This is a genomic window from Streptomyces sp. WG5 (assembly GCF_049974565.1).
Lineage (GTDB): Bacteria > Actinomycetota > Actinomycetes > Streptomycetales > Streptomycetaceae > Streptomyces.
Map to the genome: position 1 here is coordinate 48,068 of NZ_JBNGGC010000008.1, position 23,550 is coordinate 71,617.

The window sequence follows — 23,550 nt, forward strand, 5'->3', positions numbered from 1 at the left end:
GATGCCGGAGCCGCTCGACGGCCGGCGCCGCCGGATACGCGCGGTACCGGCGGAAACCCACGTGACCCGAACGGCCCTGTCGGGTACCCGAGCGGTCCGCGCAGGGTTGGGATGTGGACGGGCACCCCCGTGCCCACGCGGCCCGACCGCTGTCCCGACACGGAAAGGACCCCCGATGTCCGTCGACCCCCAGCAGGCGTCCCGCGGGCTCACGGACGAGGAGCTCGTCGGCCTGGACGCCCACTGGCGCGCCGCGAACTACCTGTCCGTCGGCCAGATCTACCTGATGGCCAACCCCCTGCTGACCGAGCCACTGCGCCCGGAGCACGTCAAGCCGCGCCTGCTCGGCCACTGGGGCACCTCACCCGGCCTCAACCTGGTCCACACCCACCTCAACCGGGTGATCAAGGCCCGCGACCTCGACGCCCTGTGCGTCTGGGGCCCCGGCCACGGCGGGCCCGCCGTACTGGCCAACGCGTGGCTGGAGGGTTCGTACACCGAGACCTACCCGGACATCACCCGGGACGCGGCCGGAATGGCCCGGCTCTTCAAGCAGTTCTCGTTCCCCGGCGGCGTGCCGAGCCATGTCGCACCCGAGACGCCGGGCTCCATCCACGAGGGCGGGGAGCTCGGCTACTCGCTCGCGCACGCCTACGGCGCCGCCTTCGACCACCCCGGCCTGGTGGTCGCCTGCGTGATCGGCGACGGCGAGGCGGAGACCGGGCCGCTGGCGACGTCCTGGCACTCCAACAAGTTCCTCGACCCGGTGAACGACGGCGCCGTCCTGCCGATCCTGCACCTCAACGGCTACAAGATCGCCAACCCGACGGTGCTCGCCCGCCTTCCCGAGGCAGAACTCGACGAACTCCTGCGCGGCTACGGCCACGACCCGATCCACGTCACCGGCGACGATCCGGCCGTCGTCCACCGCGCGATGGCCCAGGCCATGGACACCGCCCTGGACCGCATCGCCGCGTTCCAGCGCGCCGCCCGCGAGGACGGCGCCACGAGCCGGCCCCGCTGGCCGGTGATCGTGCTGCGCACCCCCAAGGGCTGGACCGGCCCGGCCGAGGTCGACGGCCTGCCCGTGGAGAACACCTGGCGCGCCCACCAGGTCCCCCTGTCCGCCGTACGGACCGACCCGGAACACCTGAGGCAGCTGGAGCGGTGGCTGCGCTCCTACCGGCCCGAGGAACTGTTCGACGCCACCGGAGCACCACGCCCCGACGTCCTCGCCGCCGTCCCCCAGGGCGCGCGCCGACTGGGGGCCGGCCCCTTCGCCAACGGCGGACTGCTGCTGCGCGAGCTGCCGCTGCCGCCGCTGGAGAAGTACGCCGTCCCCGTCGACGCACCCGGCGCGAGCACGCACGAACCCACCCGGGTCCTCGGCGACCTGCTCCGCGACGTCATGGACGCCACGTCCGACCGGCGCGACTTCCGCCTCGTCGGCCCCGACGAGACCGCCTCCAACCGCCTCCAGGCCGTCTACGCCGCCAGCGGCAAGGCCTGGCAGGAACGGACCCTGCCCGTCGACGAGAACCTCGACCGGCACGGCCGCGTGATGGAGATCCTCTCCGAACACACCTGCCAGGGCTGGCTGGAGGGCTACCTCCTCACCGGCCGGCACGGACTGTTCTCCTGCTACGAGGCCTTCGTCCACATCGTCGACTCCATGGTCAACCAGCACGTCAAATGGCTGAGGGTGACCCGCCGCCTGCCCTGGCGCGCCCCCATCGCCTCCCTCAACTACCTGCTCACCTCCCACGTGTGGCGCCAGGACCACAACGGCTTCTCCCACCAGGACCCCGGCTTCGTCGACCACATCCTCAACAAGAGCCCCGAGGCCGTACGGGTCTACCTGCCGCCGGACGCCAACACCCTGCTGTCCGTCGCCGACCACGCCCTGCGCAGCCGCGACTACGTCAACGTGATCGTCGCCGGCAAGCAACCCTGCTTCGACTGGCTGTCCATGGAACAGGCCAGGGTCCACTGCGCGCGCGGCGCCGGCATCTGGGACTGGGCCGGCACCGAGGACGGCACCCGCGAACCCGACGCGGTGCTCGCCTGCGCGGGCGACGTCCCGACCCAGGAGGTACTGGCCGCCGCCCAGCTCGTCCGCCGCCACCTGCCCGGGCTCGCCGTTCGTGTCGTCAACGTCGTCGACATCGCCCGGCTGCTGCCCAGCGGGGAACACCCGCACGGCATGAGCGACTTCGAGTACGACGGCCTGTTCACCGCGGACAGGCCGGTCATCTTCGCCTACCACGGGTACCCCTGGCTGATCCACCGGCTCGCCTACCGGCGCACCGGCCACGCGCACCTGCACGTGCGCGGCTACAAGGAGATCGGGACCACCACCACCCCCTTCGACATGGTGGTCGGCAACGACATGGACCGCTACCGCCTCGTCATGGACGTCATCGACCGCGTACCGGGCCTCGCCGTGCGCGCGGCGGCCGTACGGCAGCGGATGGAGGACACCCGGGTGCGCCACCACGACTGGATCCGCGAACACGGAGTGGACCTGCCCGAGGTCGCCGACTGGTCCTGGGAGGGCTCGAAGTGACGGCGACGCCCTCGACCTGGGACTACGACCACTACGACCCCGCGGACGAGCGGCTGCGCGAGTCACTGTGCACGCTCGGCAACGGCTACTTCGCCACCCGCGGAGCGCTGCCCGAGTGCGCCGCGGACGACGTGCACTACCCGGGCACCTACGTGGCCGGCTGCTACAACCGGCTGACCTCCACCGTCGCCGGCCGAGAGGTGGGGCACGTAGAGAACGAAGACATGGTCAACCTCCCCAACTGGCTGCCGCTGCGTTTCCGGGCCGACGGAGGGGACTGGCTGACGCCGGACACCGCGGAGGTGCTCGACCACCGGCAGACCGTGCACCTGGACTCGGGCGTTCTGGAGCGCCGCACCCAGTTCGGGCTCGGCGGGGGACGCGTGCTGTCCGTGCGCCAGCTGCGCATGGTGCACATGGCCGATCCCCACCTCGCCGCGCTGCGCACGGAGTTCACGGTCGACGCCGGAACGGCGGACCTCGACGTGGAGGCCGCCCTCGACGGCGGCGTCACCAACTCCGGGGTGCCGCGCTACCGGGACCTGGAAGGGCGCCACCTGACCCACGTGCACACCGGCGGGGCGGACGACGGCACGGTGTGGCTGCGCTGCCGCACCCGCACCTCGGACATCCGGGTCGGCATGGCGGCCCGCACGACGGCCGACGCGCCCGTCACCCGGGCACGGGAGCACCTGCGGGTCACCCAGCGCACGACGCTGCGCGCGGAGCCGGGCCGTACCGTCACCGTCGACAAGCTCGTGGCCCTGCACACCTCCCGCGACCCGGCGATCAGTGACCCTCTGCAGGCCGCCGTCGACCGGGTGGCGGACGCTCCCGGCTTCGACGAACTGCTGGTGACGCACCGGACGGCCTGGGGCCAGTTGTGGCGCCGCGCCGAACTCGACGTACCCGGCGAGGCGGGCAACATCCTGCGCCTGCACCTCTTCCACGTGCTGCAGACCCTCTCCCCGCACACCGCCGACCTCGACGTGGGTGTACCGGCGCGCGGACTGCACGGTGAGGCCTACCGCGGACACGTCTTCTGGGACGAGCTGTTCGTCCTGCCCTACCTCAACCTGCACTTCCCCGAGGTGTCCCGGGCCCTGCTCCACTACCGTCACCGCCGCCTGGAACGGGCCCGCGCCGCCGCCCGCGCGATCGGCAGGCGAGGCGCGCTGTACCCCTGGCAGAGCGGCAGCGACGGACGTGAGGAGACCCAGCAACTGCACCTCAACCCGCACTCGGGCCGCTGGCTCCCGGACCACTCGCACCTCCAGCACCATGTGGGGTCGGCGATCGCGTACAACGTCTGGCAGTACTGCGAGGCCAGTGGCGACGCCGAGTTCCTCCACACCAAGGGTGCCGAGATGCTCCTGCAGATCGCACGTTTCTGGGCGGACTCCGCGACCTGGGACGAGCACCTGGGACGGCACCGCATCCGCGGCGTCGTCGGCCCCGACGAGTACCACGAGGCCTACCCGGGTGCCGGGCAGCCGGGCCTCGACGACAACGCGTACACCAACGTCACCGCCGCCTGGGTCCTGGCCCGCACCCTGGAGGTGCTGGCCGACCTGCCCGGACCCCGCCGCCGTGAACTCGTCGAGCGCACCGTTCTGGACGACGGTGAACTCGAACAGTGGGAGAGCGTCTCACGCACCCTCCACGTCCCCTTCCACGACGGCGTCGTCAGCCAGTTCGAGGGCTACGGCGACCTCGCCGAGCTCGACTGGGACGGCTACCGCGAACGGTACGGCGACATCCGGCGGCTGGACCGTGTCCTGGAGGCCGAGGACGACAGCGTCAACAACTACCAGGCGTCCAAGCAGGCCGACGTACTGATGCTGGGCTACCTCTTCTCCCCGGCCGAACTCCGCTCGCTCTTCGAGCGGCTGGGCTACGGCCTGGACGAGAGGACCTGGCAGCGCACCGTCGACTACTACCTGGCCCGCACCAGCCACGGCTCCACCCTCAGCGGGCTCGTCCACGGCTGGATCCTGGCCCGGGCCCGCCGCGCCGAGGCCTGGACGTTCTGCCAGGAGGCGCTCAAGGGCGACGTCGCGGACCTCCAGGGCGGCACCACCGGCGAGGGGATCCACCTCGGGGCCATGGCCGGCACCCTGGACCTCGTCCAGCGCGGCCTGACCGGACTGGAGACCCGCGCGGGCGCCCTGTGGCTGAACCCGGTGCCGCTGCCGGAGCTGTCGTCGTACGGGTTCTCGATCCGTTACCAGGGCCACTGGGGCGTGCGACTCCGGCTGGAGCACGGCCGGCTGGAGATCGCCGTGCCGTCGTCCGGTCCTTGGCCGATCGACGTCCGGCTGCCGGACCGCGCGGTGCGACTCCAGCCGGGCGACACCTGCCGGCTGGCGCTCCCGGACTGACCGACCGGCCGGAACCAACGGTTCCGGCAGGTCGGACCGGGAGGCCGGTCCCGCAGGCCGGTCCCGCAGGTCAGTCCCACAGGGGGTAGGTCACCACGCGGGGGAAGCCGTCCGGCCTGCCGTCGGTGTAGGTCAGGGTGATCCGGGTGTAGTGCTGTTCTCCCGGGTCCTTCTCCCAGGGTCGCGGCTGGTCGAGCCGAACGGTCACGGGATACGAGTGGAACGTGCCCGCGGCGCAGTAGGGGTCGCAGTCGTTGATGGCGTTGGTGCCCCGGCCCACCGCGGCGTTCGTGTCCCAGCGGACCCAGTGCAGCGAGACCAGACGGCTGTTGCCGTCACCGCAGGCGAGCAGGAACGCCTCGGGACGTACCTCCGGCTGCCAGGAACAGCCGACCAGCACGGGGGTCTGCGCCTGCTGTGCCTGTGCCTGTGCCTGTGCCTGCTCCTGTGTCGTGTCGTCCGCCGACGGTGCGGCGGAGGCGGCGCCCAGGGGTATCGCGAGCGCGGCGGCGGCACACAGTGTGACCGCTGCCCTCCTCGGGTTTCTGCCCATGTCTGCTCCCGGCCGTCTCGGGGTCACGTGTCTCCGCTCTCCCTCACCCGTACCGACCGTAAGGCCGTGTCCCGGGATGCACCACTCGTACGGAGCAGGGCTCGGGAGTCGGGCTCCTCGCCTCACCGGAACCACCTGCAGGTCAACTGTCCGCTCCAGGGGGTTGCGGATTCTGCGGTGGGCAGACGCAAGCCCACCGCCTTCAGTGGCCCGAGTGGGAGACGGGCATCGACATGCGCACCCCGCACCCTCTCACCCCGGCACGACCGTGGGCGACGGTCGCCGGCCAGAGGTGACGCCTGCCGGCCGGCGCCCGTGCCGGGTCGGTTCATGCGATAAGGCGCCGATTGCGTCGACCGTGTGGTCGTCGGGCCGGCCCGCAACCGCCGTCGCCGCCCCGGTGTCTCATCCCGTCAAGAACGGCGACCCATCAAGTGGAGGACCGCGGTATGCACACGATGACTGCCCCGACTGCCCCGACTGCCCCGACTGCCGCCGACCCGGCGCGCTCGCGCTCCCACGACACACAGGGCGACTTCCTGCTCCAGCCGCCCGACCCCGCCCAGCGCGTCCCCTGCCGCATCGACCCCGTCGACCTGCGCCGCCTGGACCTGCTCGCCCTTCTGACCGCAGCGGGCATCGCGCCCTCCGCAGGGGACCGGGCCGCCATCGCACAGCTCAGCGAGCTCCCCGGCAGCGTGCACGCGGCACTGCACCGGTGGCTGCGGCAGGCGTACGGGTTCCGCCGGTGACGTGTGGTGGCGTGCCCGCGGGACGCTCAGAAGCCGAAGCGGCGCTCAGACGCCGAACCCCGCCCGACCGCGAGAACGGCCAAGGCCGGGCGGGTACTGACGCCCCGTCCCTCGCCGGTGCGTACCGGCCGCACGCGGCCGGTCAGCCATGGACGGAGCGAGGTACGGGGCGAGCGGGGGGTCGCCACCCGGGCCGGCGCGGCGCTCACCGCCCGGTGCGCAGGTCGATGCCGCGCCGGGCGAGGGTGAGGACGCCCACGACGATCAGCGCGACGCCGAGCAACTGCGGCACGACCCACCACCCCGTGCGCACGTCCTCGCGGTAGAGGAGCACACCGAGCAGGAGACTCACCGTCGCGTCCCCCAGGGTGAGGGCCGGCTGGGAGGCGACGAGAGGCCCGCCCTGCATGGCGTGTTCCAGCAGGAGCACGGCACACACACCGGCCGCGGCGAAGCCGTACGTCTGCCAGGTGGTCAGGAAACCGACCACACCGTCGGTGTCCAGGACGCGCATGGAGTCCTTCATCAGTGCGGCCGTCAAGGCGTACCACACCGCCGTGGACGCACCGAGGCAACCGGCGCGGGCCTTGCCGACGGGGCGCTTCAGACCGGCCGCTGCCAGCAGCACGGCCGCCCCGGCGCAGGCCCCCAGCGCGGGCAGCCAGCGATCGAGGGGCACGGCGGCCTCGCCGGCGTCCGGAGCGGCCGACGCCAGCGCGACACCGAGTCCGACGACCACCCCGCCCACGGCGAGCCACATGGCGCGGGGCAGATGGCGGCCGGTCATCAGCGAGGCCAACAGCAGGGCCAGCGGAAGTTCCAGCACGAACAACGGCTGTACGAGTGACAGTGGCCCCGTCGCCAGAGCCACCGCCTGCCCCACACCGGCGACGACGACGGCCAGCATGCCGCCGATCCACACCGGCCGCCGCAACAGGTCGATGACGAGCCCCGGGCGGAACCCCTGGGACTGCGGCACGGTCAGCGCGGCGCGCCGCTGGAGCACGGTGGCCAGCGCGTTGCTGAACGCGGCGAGGAGTGCGAAGAGCACCGGCAGTACAACACCCATCCACCGATCTTCACCCGGTTTCCCCCCGACCGCGCGCCGCGCCACGGCGAGGGACGCGGATGTCACCGACCGGTGGTGCCGGGTGCCGCGGCCGTCAGCTGTCGCTCTGCGGGGACGGCGTCCGGGTCCCGGCGTCCTGCTTCTGCTTCGGCTCCGGTGCGTCGGTGGCGGTGTAGTAGACCGAGGTGCCCTGCTTGGTGCGCTGGGCCTGGTTCTTGGCGACGAGTCCCTCGAGAGTGGTGCGGACGACCGTGGTCTTGATGGTGCGTCCGGAGTGGGCCTGCCCGAGCGCCGTGGTGACCTCGGCGGCCGAGCGCGGCCCGCTCTGCTCGACGAGGTGTTTGCGCACCAGCTCGACCAACGTGGGCCGGTCGGCGACCTGCTTCGCGGACCCGGAAGCGGACGCGGAGTCGGACGAGGCAGCGGATGGAGCGGTGGACACGGACGTGGCCTGCGCCGATGCCTTCTTCGCCGCCGGCTTCCTGGTGGTCTTGGCGGCCTTGGCGGCCTTGGGGGACGGCTTGGCGGCAGGGGCGGCGCCGGCCTTCGCGGCAGGCTTGGCACCCGACTTCGCGGCGGTGGCGGCGCGCTTGGGCGCGGTGCCGGTCTTCCCGTTCCGCGTCCGCTTCCCGGAGGCCGGTTCCGTGGCGGCACTGTCACGGGGAGCGGGCACAGCCGCGGCGTCGGGCTGCGGCGCGGTCGCGGGCCGGGCCGGCGGCCCGGTGATGCCGAGCGCCTGCTGCATGTTCACCAGCAGTGCGTGGTCGTGCTGCAGCGAGGCCAGCTGCTGCTGCAGGGACGTGATCTCCTCGCTGATGCGTTCCTGCTCCTTGACGTTGCGCTCCAGGTCATCGGTGACCTGGACGCTGTACTGCGAAGCCAGTTGGGTGGCGGCCTGCTGTGTGGTCTCGGACATGGTGGTGACTCTCCTCGATTCGCGGCCGTGAAGGCTCGTGAGGAACGGCGGGACATCAGGCGCGGGACATGGGGACCATGCCCGGTCGGCGCCCGGCAGCGGGGAATGCGAGACTGCCACCGGCTGTGCTGACACACAGATAGTACGGATGGACGGTGCCTGTTGTTCCCCTGTTTGCTGCCGGGCCGGTATACCACGTAAAGCCGTCAACGTGGTATGTCACGCGGGTTCCTCGTGCGTCCGTTCGGAGCGTCGGTACCCGGACTCACCCGCCGTCGGACACCTCGACGACCTTTCCCTCCCTGTCGACGGTGTGGGTCTGCCAGTAGGTGTCCCACGTGTCGCCGACGTGCTCCGGGACCTTGCCCTCCGGGTAGCGGGTGTATCCCTCGGGCGGCTCCTCGCCGTCCGGCACGCACGCACTGCCGGTGCTGCCGATGGCCAGGACCGGGTACTCGCCGCCGCCGCAGGTCGCCTGCTCCGTGGAGCAGCCGGTCAACACCGCGGCAGCGGTCGCGCAGGCCAGGGCGAGGCCCAGCGCCGGCCGGTGAAGTCGGCTGGTGGTACGCATGTTGACTCCTCCTGCGTGTCTGGTACGGCAAGCCTCCCCGACGGGAGCAGGCGCCTCATGAGTACGGGTACTCAGCGGGACGGGCCGGACTGCCTGCCCCGGCCGGCCGAACGGTCCACCCGGCGTGCGGTCTCCTGCGCTTCCCGCTCGGCCCGGGCCAGCGCGTCCGCGGCCGTACGCCGCCGCTCCTCGGCCTCCCGCTGCTCCCGTCCGGCCCGGGCGAGATCCTCGCGTGCCTGCCGCAGTCGCCGCTCGGCGGCGGACACCTCCTCCCGGGCCCGGTCGTGTTCCTCGTCGGCCCGCCGCAGTGACGCGTCGGCGTCGGCCCGATCCGCGCGTCTGTCACGCAGTTGCCGCGCGGCGGTCGCCGCAGCCTGTTCGGCCCGCGCGAGTTCCTCCTGCCGTTTGCGTCGCCGTTCGGCGAGTTCGTCCTGCGCCCGAGTGCCGCCGGCGGCGCGCGGGGAATCCGGCCGGGCCGGCCGTTCGCGCGGCGCGGCCTCCGCCCGGGCGGCGCCCGCGGGGAACTGCGACGGAGGCGTGAGGGAGACCTCCAGGCGTCCGCCGGCCCACTGGTCGGCCGCGTCCGGGTCCGCGAGGACCGCGCGCAGCGTCGACTCGACCTCCCGCTGCGCCGATTCCGACAGCGGGTGTCCGGCCTCGTGGGCGAGCCGGGCGGCCTGCCGGGACAGGGCGGCGACGATGCGCCGACGCTGCGCGGAGAGCTCCTTGAGACCGGCGGCGTCGAGCGTGCGGTGTGCCTCGCGCAGGGCATGGCCCAGCTCCAGGAACCGCTCGCTCTCCTCCGGCCGGGAGCGTCTGAGCAGATTCGCCGCCCAGGCCGCGAGCGTGGGCCGGTGTGCGGCGTGGATCCGACGCGCGTCCTCTTTGCGACCGGCCTTTCTGGCGGCCGCGACGTGTTCCTCCCGACGGGAGACGAAGTCGGACGGCGGCGTGGCGTAGAGCTGTTCGAGGACCGAATCGACCGGTTCCACGTGCCGGTCACCGGTCTCCCGGTGGTTTCCGCCCTTGCGCTGCATGCTCCTCCGTCCCCGCCTCGGCCCCTACGGTTTCCACGACCGCTGGGACCGCGCGGGCCGGGAGGCGGCGGGCTCGGCCGCCGCCTCCTCGTCGTCGTAGACGAGAAGGCCGTCCGTCCGCAGCCGCGCACCCGGGGTGGGGGAGTGGGCCGTCAGGCGGCCGTCGTGCATGAGGTGGTCCACGGGGGTGTCGCGGGCCAGCACGGCGAAGTCGGCGATGAGGCGTCGGTGGCACCGCCACCACACCGCTTCGCCGCACATCACCGCGGTGCGTTCCCGCGCCACCTGATCCAGCAGCTCGTCCATGGCGGTGACGAACTCCGGCGTGCGGGTGTGACCGGCGTACCCCCTGAACGAGGTGTTGCGCCAGACGACGTCGGGTGAGTCCGGTGCCGGCTTGCGGAAACCGCCCAGACGCCGGTCCCACCGGTAGGCGAGGCCCTCCTCGGGCAGCCACCCGGCGAGCCGTTCCCGGAGCAGGTCGGCATCGCGGCGGCTGCCGGGCGCCGTCCTGACATCGACCACGGCGGCGAGCCCGGCACCGCGCAGCAGTTCGGCCAGCGACGTGCGGCCCGCGGTGCCGTGCCCGAACGTGACCAGGTGAGGCGGGGACATGTGGTCGGGGTCCCCCGGCTGCTTGCGTCCATGCCTCCTGTTCCACGGTCACGCCGACCGCTCCGCGGCCCGGAACGGGACCCGCCCGGGCGGGTGCCGAGCGGTGGCCGTCAGCCGAACGTGCGCCGTTGGGCGTGCGGGCCGGCCCCGAGCGCCGACCACTCCTCGCGCAGGATGCCGAACAGCACCCGGTCGTAGCGCCGCCCCTCCATCAGTACGGCCGAGCGGAGGCGGCCCTCCTCACGGAAGCCCAGCTTGGCGAAAGAGCGCATGGCGCGCTCATTGCCGCTCCAGGTGTCCAGTTCCAGCCGGTGGAGACCGTACGCTCCGAACAGGTGGTCCATGAGCAGCCGTACGGCCTCCGACCCGTGGCCGCGCCCCCAGAACGCCTTGTCGCCGATGGTGATGCCGAGGGTGGCCACCCCGGCGTACGGGTCCAGGTCGCGGTAGTCGGCCATGCCTATCACCCCGCCGCCGGACACGTCCTCGACGGTGAACACGGCCGACTCCCTGGGGCTGAGCCGCAGCATGGTGTCGAAGGCGGCCGAGATCGCCTCCGCCGTCACGGGGCCGAAACACGGGTCACCGGCAGCGGCCCAGCGCACCACCTGAGGATCGTTGCGCCACCGGAGATGGTGTGCCGCGTCCTCGGACCGCAGCGCGCGCAACCGTGTCAATTCGCCTTCGATCATTTCGGGATCCTAACCGCGCGTCGCGGAACACCCCTCACGCGATCACCTTGTCGACGGAGCCCGGACCGTGGCGAACCTCGCGCGGCCGCCCGCCTGCCGCGGCCGGGCGGCAGGCGGCCGGGGCCGCCGCTGTGCAGGCGCCCACCGAGTTGCCCTGCTGCCCGGCCCGCCTGCCTCCGGGGCGAAGTTGCCTAAAGGGATTAGGTAAATGTTTAATCGGTTCAGGTGAATGAGGAGATGATGATGGCGCGTGCGGGGCTGACCACGGAACGTCTGGTGCGGGCGGGCGCGGAACTGGCCGACGAGGTCGGCTTCGAGCAGGTGACGGTCTCCGCGCTGGCCAGGCGCTTCGACGTCAAGGTCGCGAGTCTGTACTCGCACGTGAGGAACTCCCATGACCTCAAGACGGGGATCGCGCTGCTCGCCCTAGCCGAACTCGCCGACCGGGGCAGCACGGCACTGGCCGGACGGGCCGGGAAGGACGCCCTCGCCGCCTTCGCGGACGTCTACCGCGACTACGCCCGGGAACACCCCGGCCGCTACGCCGCGGCCCAGCTGCGGCTCGACCCGGAGACGGCGGCGGCCAGTGCGGGCGTGCGCCACGCACGGATGACCCGGGCCATCCTGCGCGGTTACGACCTGGCGGAACCCGACCAGACCCACGCGGTACGCCTGCTGGGCAGCGTCTTCCACGGCTACGTCAGCCTGGAGATGGGCGGCGGCTTCAGCCACAGCGCACCCGACACCGAGGAGACGTGGGCACGGATCGTGGACGCCCTCGACGCCCTGCTGCGCAACTGGCCCGCGCGTGAACCGCACACCGTCAGCCCCGGCCGGTGGACCTCGCACCGGCAGCCCCGACCGGCCGACCCCGCGCCGTGACACCGACACCATCACGCCATCAGCCGGAGGCGGCATGCACACCCACGACGACTGGATCACCACGCCGATCACCCAGGACCTCCTGCGCGGCGCCCTCGACCTGGAACGCACCGAGCGCGGCCTGCTGCCGCACCGGCTGCCCGCCCGGGCCCGCGCCCAGAACACCGACGGACAGCTGGCCATGGCCGAGTCCCAGCCCTCCGGGGTCCGCCTGGCCCTGCGCACCCGGGCCACCGCCCTCGAGCTGGACACCGTGCCCACCAAGCGGGTCTACGCCGGTGCCCCGCCCCGCCCGGACGGCCTGTACGACCTGCTCGTCGACGGGCGCCCGGCGGGCCAGGGCAGTGTCGCGGGCGGCGACGTGCTGACCATCGACATGACCACCGGCACGGCGGGCGTGGAGCGCGGCCCCGTGGGCACCCTGCGCTTCGCCGGGCTGCCCGAGGGCAGCAAGGACATCGAGATCTGGCTGCCGCACAACGAGACCACCGAGCTCGTCGCCCTGCGTACCGACGCCCCTGTCGAGCCCGCCCCGGACCCGGGCCGCAGGGTCTGGCTGCACCACGGCAGCTCGATCAGCCACGGCTCGGACGCCGCGAGCCCCACCACCACGTGGCCGGCACTCGCCGCGTCCCTCGGCGGCGTCGAACTCGTCAACCTGGGCCTCGCCGGGAGCGCCCTGCTCGACCCGTTCACCGCGCGGGCCATGCGCGACACCCCCGCCGACCTGATCAGCGTCAAGATCGGTATCAACGTGGTCAATCACGACGTCATGCGTCTGCGTGCCTTCGGCCCCGCCGTGCACGGCTTCCTCGACACCGTCCGCGAAGGCCATCCCACCGCCCCGCTGCTGGTCGTCTCGCCCGTCCTGTGCCCCCTCCACGAGGACACCCCCGGCCCCCTCGCCCCCGACCTCGCCGGCCTCGGCGAGGGACGGCTGCGCTTCGTGGCCACGGGCGACCCGGCGGAACGCGCGAGCGGGAAACTGACCCTGAACGTCATCCGGGACGAGCTGGCCCGGATCGTGGCCCAGCGCGCGGCCGACGACCCGAACCTGCACCACCTAGACGGCCGTGACCTCTACGGCGAGGCCGACGCCGCCGAACTGCCCCTGCCCGACGGCCTCCACCCGGACGCGGCCACCCACCGCCGCATCGGCGAACGCTTCGCCGGCCTGGTCTTCACCGGCGGCGGTGCCTTCTCCGGCTGACCCTCACGCCCCGACGACCGCGGCGAAGCGCCGGGCGACCTCGCGCCAGACGGCTTCCGCCGCGGGCTCGTCGCGTTGCGCCCGGCGGGAGAGTTCCGCCGGGTCCAGGCCCCTGGCCCGTAGCCGCTCCGGATCCCACGACCGGACCCGGTCCGCGCCCGCCTCCGGGTGGAACTGCACGCCCCACGCCCGGTCGCCGACCCGGAACGCCTGGTACGGGCACCTCTCGCTCTCCATCAGCCAGGCGGCGCCCGGCGGCAGGGCGGTGACCGCGTCCACGTGGTGCTCGACCGCCGTCACCCGCTCGGGCAGCCCGTGGAAGAGCGGATCACGCCCGGCCTCCGACCGCAGGGTGAGCGGCGTACTGCCGAACTCCGGCTCGCCGTGGTCGCCCCGCACCGTGCCGCCCGCGACCTGCGCGAGGAGCTGCCCGCCGAGACAGACACCGAACACCGGAGCGTCCCGCTCCACCGCCTCGGCGACCAGTGCGCGGGTGGGGGCGAGCCAGGGCGCGCGGTGGTCGTCATCCGGGAGGTAGCCGCCGCCCAGCACCATGACGCCCTCGTGCTCCGGACGACGGGGGAGCGGCGCACCGGCGTACGCGTGCACCACGTCCAGGGACAGCCCCTCGGCGACCAGCCAGTCACCGAACCGGCCGGGTCCCCCGCCCGGACCGTTCTGCACCACCAGCAGCCGCGACATCGCCCGCCCCTCGTTCGTCGTTCTCCGGACCACATCCTGCTCTACGCTGCCCGCGTACGCGGCCCCGTGCGCGGCGGAAAATCGCAGGCGTCGGCGACCTGACGAGAGGTACGGTCCCCGCATGTCTGATGAGGACGGCTACTTCGGGGAAAGCGTCGCCGCGCGGTACGACGAGTCGGCGGCGGACAGGTTCACGCCCGACGCGGTGGTCCCCGCGGTCGACCTGCTGGCCGAGCTGGCCGGCGAGGGACGCGCCCTCGAGTTCGGCGTCGGCACCGGCCGGATCGCGCTGCCGCTGTCGGACCGCGGGGTCCCGGTGCACGGGATCGACATGTCACGGGCCATGACCTCCCGGCTGACTGCCAAGCCGGGCGGCGACGCCGTCGGGGTGACCATCGGCGACTTCGCGACGACCCGGGTGCCGGGCACGTTCACGGTGGCGTACCTCGTCTTCAACACCATCAACAACCTGACGACGCAGGACGCCCAGGTCGACTGCTTCCGCAACGCCGCCGCCCACCTGGCACCCGGCGGCTGCTTCGTCATCGAGGTCGGCGTCCCGGAACTGCGCCTGCTGCCCCCGGGACAGACCGCCGTGCCGTTCCGTATCGGCCCCGGCGGGTGGGCGTTCGACACCTACGACACCGCCACCCAGGCGATGAGTTCGAACTACGTCACCCTCGTGGACGGACGCCCCGAGTACGAGTACTACCCCTTCCGGTACGTGTGGCCCGCCGAACTCGACCTGATGGCCCGGCTCGCCGGCCTGCGGCTGCGCGACCGGTGGGAGGGGTGGACCCGGAAGCCGTTCACCCACGAGAGCCGCGGCCACGTATCGGTCTGGGAGAAGCCCGCCGACTGACCGGGACCGGTCCGGCGCCGGACGGTTCAGCGCCGGACGGTTCAGCGCCGCGCCATGTACAGGCCCAGGGCCTTGTGCAGCACCTTGTTGAGCGGGTGGTCCCACTCACCGAGGTACTCGACGGCCTCGCCGCCGGCGCCCACCTTGAACCGGAGCAGGCCGAGCAGGTGGTTGTCCTCGTCCAGGGTGTCGGTGATACCGCGGAAGTCGTAGACGGCCGCGCCGAGCTCGTGGGCGTCGCACATCATCCGCCACTGGAGCGCGTTGTTCGGCTGCACCTCGCGCCGGCGGCCGGTGGACGCGCCGTAGGAGTACCAGACGTGTTCCCCGACGGTCAGCATCGTGGCCGCGGCGAGCACCTCACCGTCGTGATGGGCGAGGTAGAGGCGCATGCGGTCGGGGTCCTCGGCCGTCAGCGCGGTCCACATGCGCTGGAAGTAGGCGAGGGGGCGCGGGACGAACCGGTCCCGTTCGGCGGTCTCGACGTAGAGCTCGTAGAACGCCGGCAGGTCCTCGTGGTCACCCCGGACGACCTTGACGCCGGCCTTCTCGGCCTTCTTGATGTTGCGGCGCCACTGCTGGTTGAACCCGTTCTGCAGCTGAGCCGGCGACCGTCCGGCGAGCGGTACCTGGCACACGTAGCGCGGCTGGCCCGCGGCGAAGCCGTCCTCGCCCCCCGGCTCGGTCCGCCGCCAGCCCATCCGGCGCAGCCGCTCGACGACGGCGTCGGCCCCGGGCTCGCACACGGTGGCCTCCACGTCCCCCAGCCGTCGCGCGCCCGGATCGGCGATCGCCGCCTTGACCGCTTCGGCACTCCAGCGCCGGGCCACCACCGGCGGCCCCATCCTCACCGAGAAGGCGCCCCGCTCCTTCAGGTACGCGAGCATCGGCTCCAGCCACCGCTCCAGATCCGCCGCGCCCCAGTCGATGACCGGACCCTCGGGCAGATAGGCCAGATACCGTTTCGGCTTCAGCTTCGGCAACGGCCGCAGCAGCACCAGTCCGGTTCCCACCAGGTCGCCGCGCTCGTCGGACCAGCCCAGGCTCTCCGCCCGCCAGTCCGGCTTCACGTCGCCCCACGCGGGGGTCTGCAGGTGACTCACGGAGGGCCGGGCCGAGACGAAGCGGAGATGTTCCTCGCGCGTGATCGTCTTCACGTGACAGTCCATGGACAGTGCCCTTTGTTCGACGTCGTTCGGGGAGAGACGGCCGATGCGCGGGGTGCGGTCGCCGTCCCGCACCTCACAGGGAATACCGGCCGCGGCCGGTGCGCGCGCTGTCGCCGTGCAGCCCACCCGTGTGCGTCGTCCGGCGCGCGCGTCCGGGGGCGGGATGTCAGCGTGGACGGGGTGGGCGGTACGGGCGGGACGGACGGAGCGGACGGTCATGGCGCGGGCGATCTGGACAGGTGTCGTCACGTTCGGGCTGGTCTCGGTGCCCGTGGGCCTGTTCTCGGCGACGCAGGACCACACGGTCCACTTCCACCAGTTGCAGCGCGGCACCTCGGACCGGATCCGCAACCGGCGGGTCAACGAGCGCACCGGCGAGGAGGTCGACTCCGGCGACATCGTGAAGGGCTACGAGGTGGGCGAGGGCGAGTACGTCGTCGTCGAGCCGGAGGAACTGGAAGAGATCGCGCCGGGCCGGTCCCGCACCCTCGAGATCACCGACTTCGTCGACCTGGACCGCATCGCGCCGGTGTACTTCGACCGGACGTACTACCTCGCCCCGCGCGGCGAGGAGTACCTCAAGGTCTACGAGCTGCTCCGCACCGCCCTCGCCGAAGCCGGCAAGGTCGGTGTCGCCACCTTCGTCATGCGCAACCGGCAGTACCTGACCGCGCTCCGCGCCGAGGACGAGGTCCTGGTGCTCCAGACGCTGCACTGGGCCGACGAGGTCCGCGACCCGGTCGAGGAGCTTCCCGAGCTGCCCTCGGGCCGGGCGGACCGGGGCAAGGAACTGGACATGGCGATGCGACTCGTCGACGCCCTCAGCGGTCCCTGGGACCCCGCCCGCTACCACGACACCTACCAGGAGAAGGTCCGCGAGCTGGTCCGGGCCAAGGCCGAGGGCAAGGAGATCGCCGTCGCGGAGGAAGCACCCCGGGCCACCAACGTCGTCGACCTCATGGAAGTCCTGCGGGGCAGCCTGGAGCAGGCGAAGGGGGCCGCCGGCGGTCAGTCACCCGCGAAGGCGGGGAGCACCGGCGCCGAACAGCCCCCGGTACGGCAGAAGAAGGGCACCGGGCCGCAGAAGAAGGGCACCGACCCGCGGAAGAAGGCCACCGCGCCCTCCCGCAAGGCGCCGCCGAAGCGGGGCGAGCTGCGGGAGCTCAGCAAGACGGAGCTCTATCAGCGGGCCACCGACCGGAACATCGCCGGACGGTCGAAGATGAGCCGCGAACAGCTCATCGACGCCCTCGTCGGGTCCGGAACCGGCCGCAGGAAGAAGCCGACAGCCGCGTGAAGGCAGCCGCCGCTCAGTGGGTGGCGAGCATGCCCTCCCGCAGGCGGGCCAGCAGGCGCGAGATCAGCCGGGACACATGCATCTGCGAGACGCCGAGGCGTTCACCGATGTCCTTCTGGGTGAGCTCCTCGACGAACCGCCAATGGATGATCTGCCGGTCGCGTTCGTCCAGCTCGGCGATCATCGGGGCCAGGGCGTGGAAGTCGTCCACGAGCGCCAGCGCGGAGTCGTCCGCGCCGATGAAGTCGGCCAGCGCCGACTCGCCGTCCTCGCTGCCGTTGATGGCCGCGTCCAGCGAGGCGGAGTTGTAGCCGTTGGCCGCCAGCCGGGCCTCGACGACCTCGTCCTCCGGGAGGCTCATCAGTTCGGACAGTTCCGCGGTGGTGGGGTTGCGGCCCAGCCGGCTGCGCAGCTCCTCGGTGGCGCGGGCCAGCTGGACACGGGCCTCCTGAAGCCGCCGGGGGACGTGCACGGCCCACGAGGTGTCACGGAAGAACCGCTTGATCTCGCCGACGATGTACGGCACGGCGAAGGAGGTGAACTCGACCTCGCGGGTCAGTTCGAACCGGTCGATGGCCTTGATGAGGCCGATCATGCCGACCTGGACGATGTCCTCCATCTCCTCCGGTCCGCGGCTGCGGAACCGGCCGGCCGCGAAGCGGACCAGGGACATGTTCATCTCGATCAGCGTGTTGCGCGCGTACTGGTGTTCGGGTGTGCCCTCTTCGAGCACCGCCAGCTGCTCGAAGAACAGCTTCGACAACTCCCGCGCGTCCTTGGGCGCCACCTTGGACGGATCCGCTACCTCCGGCATGCCCGTGGTGGTCGGCTCGGTGGTCTGTGCGGTCGTCGTCGCCATGATGTGCCCTCCCAGTCGATCGGCCCCCGTCACTGTCGGCCTGTCGTCCGACGAGAGACCGCCTACCCCGGGTCAAGGGCACCATGCATGCTTCTGCGGTCGGCGTGGTGGGCCGGGGGCGTTCCGACGCCCTTTCAGAGCCCGAGGTAGAAGCGGACGGTGGTGCCGTCGTCCATCGTGTGCACGCGCACCAGATCCGCGACGTAGTGGACGAGCAGCAGGCCACGGCCGCCGATCTGACCGTGCTCGGGGGGCCGGCGGCCGGCCAGCGGATCCGTGAGCCGGCCCCTGTCGCGGACCTCGCACACCACCTGCCCCGCCTCCGCCCAGATCGCCAGCGTCCCGTGACCGCCGCCGTGGACCACGCTGTTGGTGGTCAGCTCGGCCACCGCCAGTTCCGCGTCCTGCAGCCGTCGCTCGGCCAACCCGAGCGACGTCGCCCGGTCCACGACGAAGCGGCGCGCGTCCGGCAGCTCCCCGGCACCGAAGGCGAAGACGTCGGCGTGCGGCGCCGGCCCCAGCGGCTCGTTGTAGCGGGCGACGACCGCACGCCAGTCGTAGGCCTCGCTGGCCCGCTGACGACCCCCGGCGATGACCGTCGGATGGGTGACGAGGGCGTCGGCCAGGACGTCCGCGTCCAGCCGGGTCTCGTCGTACGGGCACAGGATCGTCGCGGAACGGCCCGCGAAGGCCACGTTGATCAACGCCTCGTGCTGGGCGCACGCCGGGTACTCCGCCGTACTGCGTCCCGCCCAGACCGGCTCGCCGATAATGCGCACCCGTTCGCGCGCGTGCGCGTCGGCGAACGCCCTGAGCACGCCGGGGATGATCCGCCCCGGGTTCCGCCCGGCCTCCGTCATGTCCAGGAAGGAGACGTCCCCCGCCTCCGTGCCCAGGCCCGCCCTGATCAGCTCCAGGTTGGGGGCGGGCACGGCCACCGCCACCGGCTCGCCCGCGGCGAGCCCCTCCCGGACGAACGCCACCGTCCGGTCGGTGTACTCGCCCTCGGAGCGGTAGAACAGCGCGGGATGCGCGAAGTGCGCGTCGGTGTTCACCGTGCTCATCGCGGCGCCACCTCGATCCGGTGCAGCGACGGCCAGAACAGCTCCAGGACGCGGGGGAGTTGCGGCGGGGGCTGTTCCACCACGACCCGTCCGCCGGGCAGGTTCATGGCGGTGACGGCGAGTGCCGTGACCCCGGCCACGTCGACGAACCGCACGCCGGACAGTTCCACGTAGGACACGTCCGCGTGCCGCCTGGACAGCTCGGTGAGGGCCCTCTCCCAGGACAGGCGGGTGGTCACGCTGATCTCTCCACTGGCACGGATGCCGGGACGGCCCGGCAGCGGGCCCACCTCCAGCACGGCCCCGCCGCGCACCCGGGGCGGGCCGTCCGTGGGGCCTGTGGCATCCACACTCGATCTCCTTCGGAATCCGTCGGGTGTCCGTCCGCCCCACGGCGCCTCGTCCGGCCAGGCAGCCTATCGCGATCGGGCGCCGTACGGCGTTGAGGGGACAAACATGCGAGGGAGGCGCGAAGTGGGGAACAAGACAGTGAGCGCGTCCTCGGGAAGGGAAGACCGGACATGTTTGAAGCCGACAACATTCGTGAATGGCGTGACCATGACGTCGTCGACAGCGACGGCCGCAAGATCGGGACTCTGGAGTCCGTCTACGTCGACACCGCCACCGACCGGCCCGCGTTCGCCGCGGTCCTGGTCGGGCTGCCGACCCGCCGGCGCCTGGTGTTCGTCCCGGTGGACAAGGCCACCGTCGGACCCGGCTACCTGAAGGTGACCTACGACAAGAGCCTGGTCAAGGACGCGCCCGGGATCGACCCGGACGGTGAGCTCGCGGCGGAGGACGAGCAAGCCGTCTTCGCCCATTACCACCTGCCCTACGAGCAGGGCAGCCGCGGCGAACGCCGGCTCGGCCGGCGCTGAACCGTCCGACGAGCCCTGCCGGGGGAGACCTCCGTGAGCCCGTCCGCCCCTCCTGCTGTCACTGGTGGCATTCGTCCTGGGGGTGATCGGGCCGGCCGGTCTGATCGGGCCGGCCGTCGAAGGACTGTTCCACCTGTTCGTCGTCGGCGTGGTGGTCCTGGTCGCCGATCTGGTCCTCGCCGGAGTGCCCATCGGCCGCACGCCGGGGACGCCCCGCACGCCGAGTGCGCACGCCGGGCGGACACCGGGGGCCGACCGCCGACCGTTCCGCCGCCGGCACACGGCCGGCGGTCGGCCCGTCCTGCTCCACCACCGGGCAGGCTCGTCCAGGAGAGCTCCGCGCCGCTAGGAAAGCTCCGCGCCGCGTTCCGCCGCCTCCGTCTCGGAGGTCGCGCTGCCCGTCGCCAGCGTGCCTCCGGAGCTCTCCAGATGGGCGCGCACGAACCACTGGAACTGCTCGAGGTCCCTGAGCTGGCCGATCAGGAGGTCCTCCGTGGCGGGGTCGATCTCGCCGGCCTCCTTCACGGCCGCGCGCACGCCCTCGATCACACCCGTGTACACGACGTCGAGCGCGCCGAGATGGGCGATGGCGTCGGCCCGTCCGATGGAGTAGTCGTCCCAGGGCCGCTCGGCCACCAGGGCGCCGGGCGTGCCCTGCGCCACCCCGCCGAGCGCGGCGATGCGCTCCGCGACGTCGTCGGCCATGTCGCGCACCTGGTCGACCTGGGGGTCGATCATCTCGTGCACGGCGATGAAATGCGGTCCCACCACGTTCCAGTGCACGTGCTTGAGGGTCAGATGCAGGTCGTTGAGGGCGTGCAGGCGCAGTCGCAGCACGCCGATCAGCCGGCCGGCGGCCTCGCGCTCGATGCCGGGGACCGTGTACTTCGGGGTCAGGTCGTGCGTCATGGCGGACTCCAGCTCCTCATGTGTCTCGTACGTCGTTGCACGTGCACGACTGCCCCGCTTCGGCGGCGGCAGACATCCACGGGCGCCGTGCCTGAGGAGGACGGGTCTCCCCCGAGCGGGTGAACCAACCGTCGGGATGTCCTTCCGGCGCCGGGTTCCGGACCGTCCCCGGGAGCGACGCCGGGGCGCCGGCCCGCCGACAGGACGATGTGCACGACCACGACACCGCAGCACGCCATCCCCGCCCGCTGGGCGGTCCTCGCCGTGCACACGGTCGTGCTCCTCACGGTCATTGCGGCGGCGCTGCCCCTCCCGCAGGTACGCTCGCCGCGCGCCGACGAGGTCAGGACGGCGGGGCCGGCAGCGGCATCGCGCTGAGCGCACGCGCCGCGTGGACCAGGTTGGACGCCATGGCCCGGCCGGTGGAGGTCGACCAGTCGTGGCCGCGGTCGTCGTCGAGGAAGTCGGGACCGGGCCCCGGGCCGAGGTGCCAGTAGGTCCAGGCCTGTCCCGGAACGGTGTAGCCGATGTCCGCGAGTCCGCCGCTGATCTCACTGATGACGTGGTGGGCGCCGTCCTCGTTCCCGGTGACCAGGACTCCGGCGACGCGGTTGTAGGCGACGGGGCGCCCCTCGTCGTCGGTTTCGCCGAGCATGGCGTCCATGCGTTCCAGGACCCGCTGGGCGACCGAGGACGGGCGGCCGAGCCAGGTCGGCGACGCGATGATCAGGATCTGCGACGACAGCAGCTTCGCGTGCACGCCCGGCCAGTCGTCTCCGTCGCCCATGTCGGTCTCGACCCCGGGTTTCAGGTTCAGGTCGACGGCCCGTACGACGTCCACCTCCGCCCCGTGGCCTTTCAGTGCCGCGATGACCGTGGCGGCGAGGGCCTCGGTGTTCGACGGCTGGGGGGAGGGCTTGAGGGTGCAGTTGATGACGAGTGCGCGCATGCCTACCCCTCTTCCCCGGGCGGTGGCCTTCGACCGGCGCACCGCGCGGCCGTTCACCCGCCTGGACGTACGGCGATCGGGGGAGCGGGTGGACGGCGGCTCGGCGGGCCTGCGGGGCGGTCTCTGCTCAGGGCAGGGCGATGCCGTCCAGTCTGCCCTGCTTGGCGTCGTCGACCAGCGACGAGAACTGGTCGGCGCTCATCTGCACGCGCTGGCCGAAGTCGTCGGTCAGGACGATCCGTTGCTCCGCGGGAGCGTCGGGGTCGACGAACAAGCGGGGGCAGCCGCAGTCGCAGTTCCCGCAGAACGCCGCGACGGGTTCCAGGCCATGAGGATCGGTCATACCGGGGCACCTTCCATGGGGCGGGTCAGTCATGAGGCGGTTCAGCCATGGGGCGGTCGGTCACCGCGCCGGCGTCCGCACCGGCGGTGGTGGGGACTGCCGGGGAGATACCCGGTGCGGCGGCCGTGGACGCGCGGCCCCCGCCGGGCGCGGAGGCACGGCGGACGGTGCCCGTGCGCCGGTGCTCCCGCGTCCGCTTCCGCCGCTCCGGCCCGGCGGGGACGGCCGGGAACCGGGCGGGCACCCGTTCCGACCGTACGCGTGCGAAGTATGGCGCGGATCACGTCCGTCGGGTTGAGTGGAAGGCCGCACCGAAGTCCGTACCCACAGGTGATCGCGGAAGCCCGGATGCAAGGATGAGGCCGCCATGACTGCAGGGTGGTGTTCTCGCACGGTACGCGCCGCGGTGTTCGCGGCCGTGTGTGTGCTGCTCGCCGCTCTGGGGCACCTTCTGATGTCCGGAACCGCGGTGCCCTGGTGGGCGGTTGCCGCCGGCTTGGCGGCGACGGGCGGCATCGCCTGGTGGCTCGCCGACCGGGAACGCGGACCGCTCGCCGTCGTCTGTGTCGCGGTGGCCGCCCAGACCGTACTGCACGCGTCGTTCTCGCTCGCCCAGGCGACGCGGCGGTCGAGTTCCTCGGGCGACGAGCCCCTCGTGCGCCGGTGGCTGGACATCCTGCTGTGCCGGATGCCGTCCGGCCCGGGCGGGCAGCGGGAGGCCGTGCCGAGATCCGTGGGCACCGTGGACCACGGCGCCCACGCCGCGCACTCCATGCCCGGTACGAACGCGATGGACGCCGTGGATCCCGCGGGACACGCCCTCGGCGGCATGTCCTCGACCGGCATGCTCGTCGCCCACCTGGTGGCCGCTTCGCTGTGCGGGCTCTGGCTCGCCCACGGCGAACGCGCCGCGTTCCGCCTCGTACGGTCCCTCGCCGCCCGGCTCGTCGCGCCGCTGCGCCTGCTGCTCAGGCCGCCGGCGCCGTCGTACCGGCCGCGCGTCCGGGCCCGTCGAGCCGCCTCGGACCGGGCACCGCGCCGCCTCCTCCTCGCCCATGCGATCACTTCTCGGGGCCCGCCCGCCGGGGGCGCTGTCGCCTGACGACAGCAGCTCCCCGAGGCCGTCGACGAACCCACGAGCCGTCGAGCGCCACGTCGCGCCTCGGGCACCGGTCGTGCGCTCCCGTGCCCGGCCGCCACCCCGTCGCCGGTCCCGTCGTGCCGTCGGCCCGTCCCGCACGGGCCGGCCCGGCTCGGAGACCGGATCCCTGATC

General features: G+C 72.6%; 25 protein-coding genes. 10 read left to right on the forward strand and 15 right to left on the reverse strand.

The features are described from left to right. Positions 1 to 175 precede the first annotated feature (175 nt). Both ACP4IX_RS10200 and ACP4IX_RS10205 read left to right on the forward strand, forming a co-directional pair. The gene (locus tag ACP4IX_RS10200; protein ID WP_426555306.1) at positions 176 to 2,566 is read left to right on the forward strand and encodes a phosphoketolase family protein; all 2,391 of its coding nucleotides are present in this window, start codon (positions 176 to 178) and stop codon (positions 2,564 to 2,566) included. Then, entirely contained in the window at positions 2,563 to 4,947 is a 2,385-nt protein-coding gene (locus ACP4IX_RS10205; RefSeq protein ID WP_426522616.1) for a glycoside hydrolase family 65 protein, read from the forward strand. The genes ACP4IX_RS10200 and ACP4IX_RS10205 overlap by 4 nt, the downstream gene beginning before the upstream one ends. A gap of 70 nt (positions 4,948 to 5,017) precedes the next feature. Here ACP4IX_RS10205 and ACP4IX_RS10210 read toward each other — a convergent pair whose 3' ends face one another. Next, positions 5,018 to 5,500 (reverse strand): hypothetical protein, encoded by a 483-nt coding sequence (locus ACP4IX_RS10210; protein WP_426522617.1) that lies wholly within the window; start codon positions 5,498 to 5,500, stop codon positions 5,018 to 5,020. 449 nt (positions 5,501 to 5,949) lie between these two features. Between ACP4IX_RS10210 and ACP4IX_RS10215 the strand changes: the two genes are divergently transcribed. Then, the gene (locus tag ACP4IX_RS10215; RefSeq protein ID WP_426555307.1) at positions 5,950 to 6,252 is read left to right on the forward strand and encodes a hypothetical protein; all 303 of its coding nucleotides are present in this window, start codon (positions 5,950 to 5,952) and stop codon (positions 6,250 to 6,252) included. A 205-nt stretch (positions 6,253 to 6,457) separates the two neighbouring features. On the opposite strand, the gene ACP4IX_RS10220 is transcribed toward ACP4IX_RS10215, so the two are convergent. From ACP4IX_RS10220 to ACP4IX_RS10245, 6 genes are all read right to left on the reverse strand, one after another. After that, complete coding sequence (locus tag ACP4IX_RS10220; RefSeq protein ID WP_426555308.1) at positions 6,458 to 7,321, reverse strand: DMT family transporter; 864 nt, start codon at positions 7,319 to 7,321, stop codon at positions 6,458 to 6,460. A gap of 94 nt (positions 7,322 to 7,415) precedes the next feature. Further along, complete coding sequence (locus tag ACP4IX_RS10225; protein WP_426555309.1) at positions 7,416 to 8,237, reverse strand: hypothetical protein; 822 nt, start codon at positions 8,235 to 8,237, stop codon at positions 7,416 to 7,418. 265 nt (positions 8,238 to 8,502) lie between these two features. Further along, the gene (locus tag ACP4IX_RS10230; protein WP_426522621.1) at positions 8,503 to 8,808 is read right to left on the reverse strand and encodes an SCO0607 family lipoprotein; all 306 of its coding nucleotides are present in this window, start codon (positions 8,806 to 8,808) and stop codon (positions 8,503 to 8,505) included. A 71-nt stretch (positions 8,809 to 8,879) separates the two neighbouring features. Beyond that, complete coding sequence (locus tag ACP4IX_RS10235; protein ID WP_426555310.1) at positions 8,880 to 9,845, reverse strand: hypothetical protein; 966 nt, start codon at positions 9,843 to 9,845, stop codon at positions 8,880 to 8,882. A 24-nt stretch (positions 9,846 to 9,869) separates the two neighbouring features. Further along, positions 9,870 to 10,460: a DUF488 family protein gene (locus tag ACP4IX_RS10240; RefSeq protein ID WP_426522623.1), complete on the reverse strand. Its 591-nt coding sequence runs from the start codon at positions 10,458 to 10,460 to the stop codon at positions 9,870 to 9,872. A gap of 110 nt (positions 10,461 to 10,570) precedes the next feature. Then, positions 10,571 to 11,152 (reverse strand): GNAT family N-acetyltransferase, encoded by a 582-nt coding sequence (locus ACP4IX_RS10245; protein WP_426522624.1) that lies wholly within the window; start codon positions 11,150 to 11,152, stop codon positions 10,571 to 10,573. A 243-nt stretch (positions 11,153 to 11,395) separates the two neighbouring features. On the opposite strand from ACP4IX_RS10245, the gene ACP4IX_RS10250 reads away from it, so the two are divergent. Together ACP4IX_RS10250 and ACP4IX_RS10255 are read left to right on the forward strand one after the other, a co-directional pair. After that, entirely contained in the window at positions 11,396 to 12,034 is a 639-nt protein-coding gene (locus ACP4IX_RS10250) for a TetR/AcrR family transcriptional regulator (protein WP_426555399.1), read from the forward strand. Between the two features lie 34 nt (positions 12,035 to 12,068). Continuing rightward, positions 12,069 to 13,244: a GDSL-type esterase/lipase family protein gene (locus tag ACP4IX_RS10255; RefSeq protein WP_426555311.1), complete on the forward strand. Its 1,176-nt coding sequence runs from the start codon at positions 12,069 to 12,071 to the stop codon at positions 13,242 to 13,244. 3 nt (positions 13,245 to 13,247) lie between these two features. On the opposite strand, the gene ACP4IX_RS10260 is transcribed toward ACP4IX_RS10255, so the two are convergent. After that, the gene (locus ACP4IX_RS10260; protein WP_426555312.1) at positions 13,248 to 13,946 is read right to left on the reverse strand and encodes a type 1 glutamine amidotransferase; all 699 of its coding nucleotides are present in this window, start codon (positions 13,944 to 13,946) and stop codon (positions 13,248 to 13,250) included. A 121-nt stretch (positions 13,947 to 14,067) separates the two neighbouring features. Here ACP4IX_RS10260 and ACP4IX_RS10265 point away from each other — a divergent pair, with 121 nt between their 5' ends. Beyond that, positions 14,068 to 14,808, forward strand: a complete 741-nt coding sequence (locus ACP4IX_RS10265) for a class I SAM-dependent DNA methyltransferase (RefSeq protein WP_426555313.1) — start codon at positions 14,068 to 14,070, stop codon at positions 14,806 to 14,808. A gap of 41 nt (positions 14,809 to 14,849) precedes the next feature. On the opposite strand, the gene ACP4IX_RS10270 is transcribed toward ACP4IX_RS10265, so the two are convergent. Beyond that, positions 14,850 to 15,977, reverse strand: a complete 1,128-nt coding sequence (locus ACP4IX_RS10270) for a lipid II:glycine glycyltransferase FemX (protein ID WP_426522689.1) — start codon at positions 15,975 to 15,977, stop codon at positions 14,850 to 14,852. A 217-nt stretch (positions 15,978 to 16,194) separates the two neighbouring features. On the opposite strand from ACP4IX_RS10270, the gene ACP4IX_RS10275 reads away from it, so the two are divergent. Beyond that, on the forward strand, positions 16,195 to 17,274 hold the full coding sequence (locus ACP4IX_RS10275; protein WP_426555314.1) for a Ku protein: 1,080 nt from the start codon (positions 16,195 to 16,197) through the stop codon (positions 17,272 to 17,274). 13 nt (positions 17,275 to 17,287) lie between these two features. On the opposite strand, the gene ACP4IX_RS10280 is transcribed toward ACP4IX_RS10275, so the two are convergent. The 3 genes from ACP4IX_RS10280 to ACP4IX_RS10290 all read right to left on the reverse strand — a co-directional run bounded on the left by ACP4IX_RS10280 (position 17,288) and on the right by ACP4IX_RS10290 (position 19,547). Next, on the reverse strand, positions 17,288 to 18,133 hold the full coding sequence (locus tag ACP4IX_RS10280) for an RNA polymerase sigma factor SigF (RefSeq protein ID WP_426522629.1): 846 nt from the start codon (positions 18,131 to 18,133) through the stop codon (positions 17,288 to 17,290). A gap of 134 nt (positions 18,134 to 18,267) precedes the next feature. Continuing rightward, positions 18,268 to 19,197 carry an anti-sigma factor RsbA family regulatory protein gene (locus tag ACP4IX_RS10285; protein ID WP_426555315.1) on the reverse strand — a complete coding sequence of 310 codons (930 nt, stop codon included), beginning with the start codon at positions 19,195 to 19,197 and terminating at the stop codon, positions 18,268 to 18,270. After that, complete coding sequence (locus ACP4IX_RS10290; protein ID WP_426522631.1) at positions 19,194 to 19,547, reverse strand: STAS domain-containing protein; 354 nt, start codon at positions 19,545 to 19,547, stop codon at positions 19,194 to 19,196. The genes ACP4IX_RS10285 and ACP4IX_RS10290 overlap by 4 nt, the downstream gene beginning before the upstream one ends. Before the next feature lie 171 nt (positions 19,548 to 19,718). Between ACP4IX_RS10290 and ACP4IX_RS10295 the strand changes: the two genes are divergently transcribed. Together ACP4IX_RS10295 and ACP4IX_RS10300 are read left to right on the forward strand one after the other, a co-directional pair. Next, positions 19,719 to 20,075, forward strand: coding sequence for a PRC-barrel domain-containing protein (locus tag ACP4IX_RS10295; RefSeq protein WP_426522632.1), 357 nt, complete (start codon positions 19,719 to 19,721; stop codon positions 20,073 to 20,075). A 64-nt stretch (positions 20,076 to 20,139) separates the two neighbouring features. Next, a complete protein-coding gene (locus ACP4IX_RS10300; protein WP_426522633.1) occupies positions 20,140 to 20,424 on the forward strand; it encodes a hypothetical protein in 285 nt (94 codons plus the stop codon). On the opposite strand, the gene ACP4IX_RS10305 is transcribed toward ACP4IX_RS10300, so the two are convergent. From ACP4IX_RS10305 to ACP4IX_RS10315, 3 genes are all read right to left on the reverse strand, one after another. After that, entirely contained in the window at positions 20,421 to 20,984 is a 564-nt protein-coding gene (locus ACP4IX_RS10305) for a Dps family protein (RefSeq protein ID WP_426522634.1), read from the reverse strand. The genes ACP4IX_RS10300 and ACP4IX_RS10305 overlap by 4 nt on opposite strands. A gap of 343 nt (positions 20,985 to 21,327) precedes the next feature. Next, on the reverse strand, positions 21,328 to 21,933 hold the full coding sequence (locus ACP4IX_RS10310) for a flavodoxin family protein (RefSeq protein ID WP_426522635.1): 606 nt from the start codon (positions 21,931 to 21,933) through the stop codon (positions 21,328 to 21,330). A 127-nt stretch (positions 21,934 to 22,060) separates the two neighbouring features. Next, positions 22,061 to 22,276 carry a hypothetical protein gene (locus ACP4IX_RS10315; RefSeq protein ID WP_426522636.1) on the reverse strand — a complete coding sequence of 72 codons (216 nt, stop codon included), beginning with the start codon at positions 22,274 to 22,276 and terminating at the stop codon, positions 22,061 to 22,063. Positions 22,277 to 22,643: 367 nt separating this feature from the next. Between ACP4IX_RS10315 and ACP4IX_RS10320 the strand changes: the two genes are divergently transcribed. Then, the gene (locus tag ACP4IX_RS10320) at positions 22,644 to 23,378 is read left to right on the forward strand and encodes a hypothetical protein (protein ID WP_426522637.1); all 735 of its coding nucleotides are present in this window, start codon (positions 22,644 to 22,646) and stop codon (positions 23,376 to 23,378) included. Positions 23,379 to 23,550: the final 172 nt, after the last annotated feature.

What these genes read in the sequence shown, in the direction of transcription:
- ACP4IX_RS10200 (WP_426555306.1), top strand. Translation starts at nt 176, where the DNA reads ATGTCCGTCGACCCCCAGCAGGCGTCCCGCGGGCTCACGGACGAGGAG.
- ACP4IX_RS10210 (WP_426522617.1), bottom strand. Translation starts at nt 5,500, where the DNA reads ATGGGCAGAAACCCGAGGAGGGCAGCGGTCACACTGTGTGCCGCCGCC.
- ACP4IX_RS10215 (WP_426555307.1), top strand. Translation starts at nt 5,950, where the DNA reads ATGCACACGATGACTGCCCCGACTGCCCCGACTGCCCCGACTGCCGCC.
- ACP4IX_RS10220 (WP_426555308.1), bottom strand. Translation starts at nt 7,321, where the DNA reads ATGGGTGTTGTACTGCCGGTGCTCTTCGCACTCCTCGCCGCGTTCAGC.
- ACP4IX_RS10225 (WP_426555309.1), bottom strand. Translation starts at nt 8,237, where the DNA reads ATGTCCGAGACCACACAGCAGGCCGCCACCCAACTGGCTTCGCAGTAC.
- ACP4IX_RS10230 (WP_426522621.1), bottom strand. Translation starts at nt 8,808, where the DNA reads ATGCGTACCACCAGCCGACTTCACCGGCCGGCGCTGGGCCTCGCCCTG.
- ACP4IX_RS10235 (WP_426555310.1), bottom strand. Translation starts at nt 9,845, where the DNA reads ATGCAGCGCAAGGGCGGAAACCACCGGGAGACCGGTGACCGGCACGTG.
- ACP4IX_RS10240 (WP_426522623.1), bottom strand. Translation starts at nt 10,460, where the DNA reads ATGTCCCCGCCTCACCTGGTCACGTTCGGGCACGGCACCGCGGGCCGC.
- ACP4IX_RS10245 (WP_426522624.1), bottom strand. Translation starts at nt 11,152, where the DNA reads ATGATCGAAGGCGAATTGACACGGTTGCGCGCGCTGCGGTCCGAGGAC.
- ACP4IX_RS10250 (WP_426555399.1), top strand. Translation starts at nt 11,396, where the DNA reads ATGGCGCGTGCGGGGCTGACCACGGAACGTCTGGTGCGGGCGGGCGCG.
- ACP4IX_RS10255 (WP_426555311.1), top strand. Translation starts at nt 12,069, where the DNA reads ATGCACACCCACGACGACTGGATCACCACGCCGATCACCCAGGACCTC.
- ACP4IX_RS10260 (WP_426555312.1), bottom strand. Translation starts at nt 13,946, where the DNA reads ATGTCGCGGCTGCTGGTGGTGCAGAACGGTCCGGGCGGGGGACCCGGC.
- ACP4IX_RS10265 (WP_426555313.1), top strand. Translation starts at nt 14,068, where the DNA reads ATGTCTGATGAGGACGGCTACTTCGGGGAAAGCGTCGCCGCGCGGTAC.
- ACP4IX_RS10270 (WP_426522689.1), bottom strand. Translation starts at nt 15,977, where the DNA reads ATGGACTGTCACGTGAAGACGATCACGCGCGAGGAACATCTCCGCTTC.
- ACP4IX_RS10275 (WP_426555314.1), top strand. Translation starts at nt 16,195, where the DNA reads ATGGCGCGGGCGATCTGGACAGGTGTCGTCACGTTCGGGCTGGTCTCG.
- ACP4IX_RS10280 (WP_426522629.1), bottom strand. Translation starts at nt 18,133, where the DNA reads ATGGCGACGACGACCGCACAGACCACCGAGCCGACCACCACGGGCATG.
- ACP4IX_RS10285 (WP_426555315.1), bottom strand. Translation starts at nt 19,197, where the DNA reads ATGAGCACGGTGAACACCGACGCGCACTTCGCGCATCCCGCGCTGTTC.
- ACP4IX_RS10295 (WP_426522632.1), top strand. Translation starts at nt 19,719, where the DNA reads ATGTTTGAAGCCGACAACATTCGTGAATGGCGTGACCATGACGTCGTC.
- ACP4IX_RS10305 (WP_426522634.1), bottom strand. Translation starts at nt 20,984, where the DNA reads ATGACGCACGACCTGACCCCGAAGTACACGGTCCCCGGCATCGAGCGC.
- ACP4IX_RS10310 (WP_426522635.1), bottom strand. Translation starts at nt 21,933, where the DNA reads ATGCGCGCACTCGTCATCAACTGCACCCTCAAGCCCTCCCCCCAGCCG.
- ACP4IX_RS10315 (WP_426522636.1), bottom strand. Translation starts at nt 22,276, where the DNA reads ATGACCGATCCTCATGGCCTGGAACCCGTCGCGGCGTTCTGCGGGAAC.
- ACP4IX_RS10320 (WP_426522637.1), top strand. Translation starts at nt 22,644, where the DNA reads ATGACTGCAGGGTGGTGTTCTCGCACGGTACGCGCCGCGGTGTTCGCG.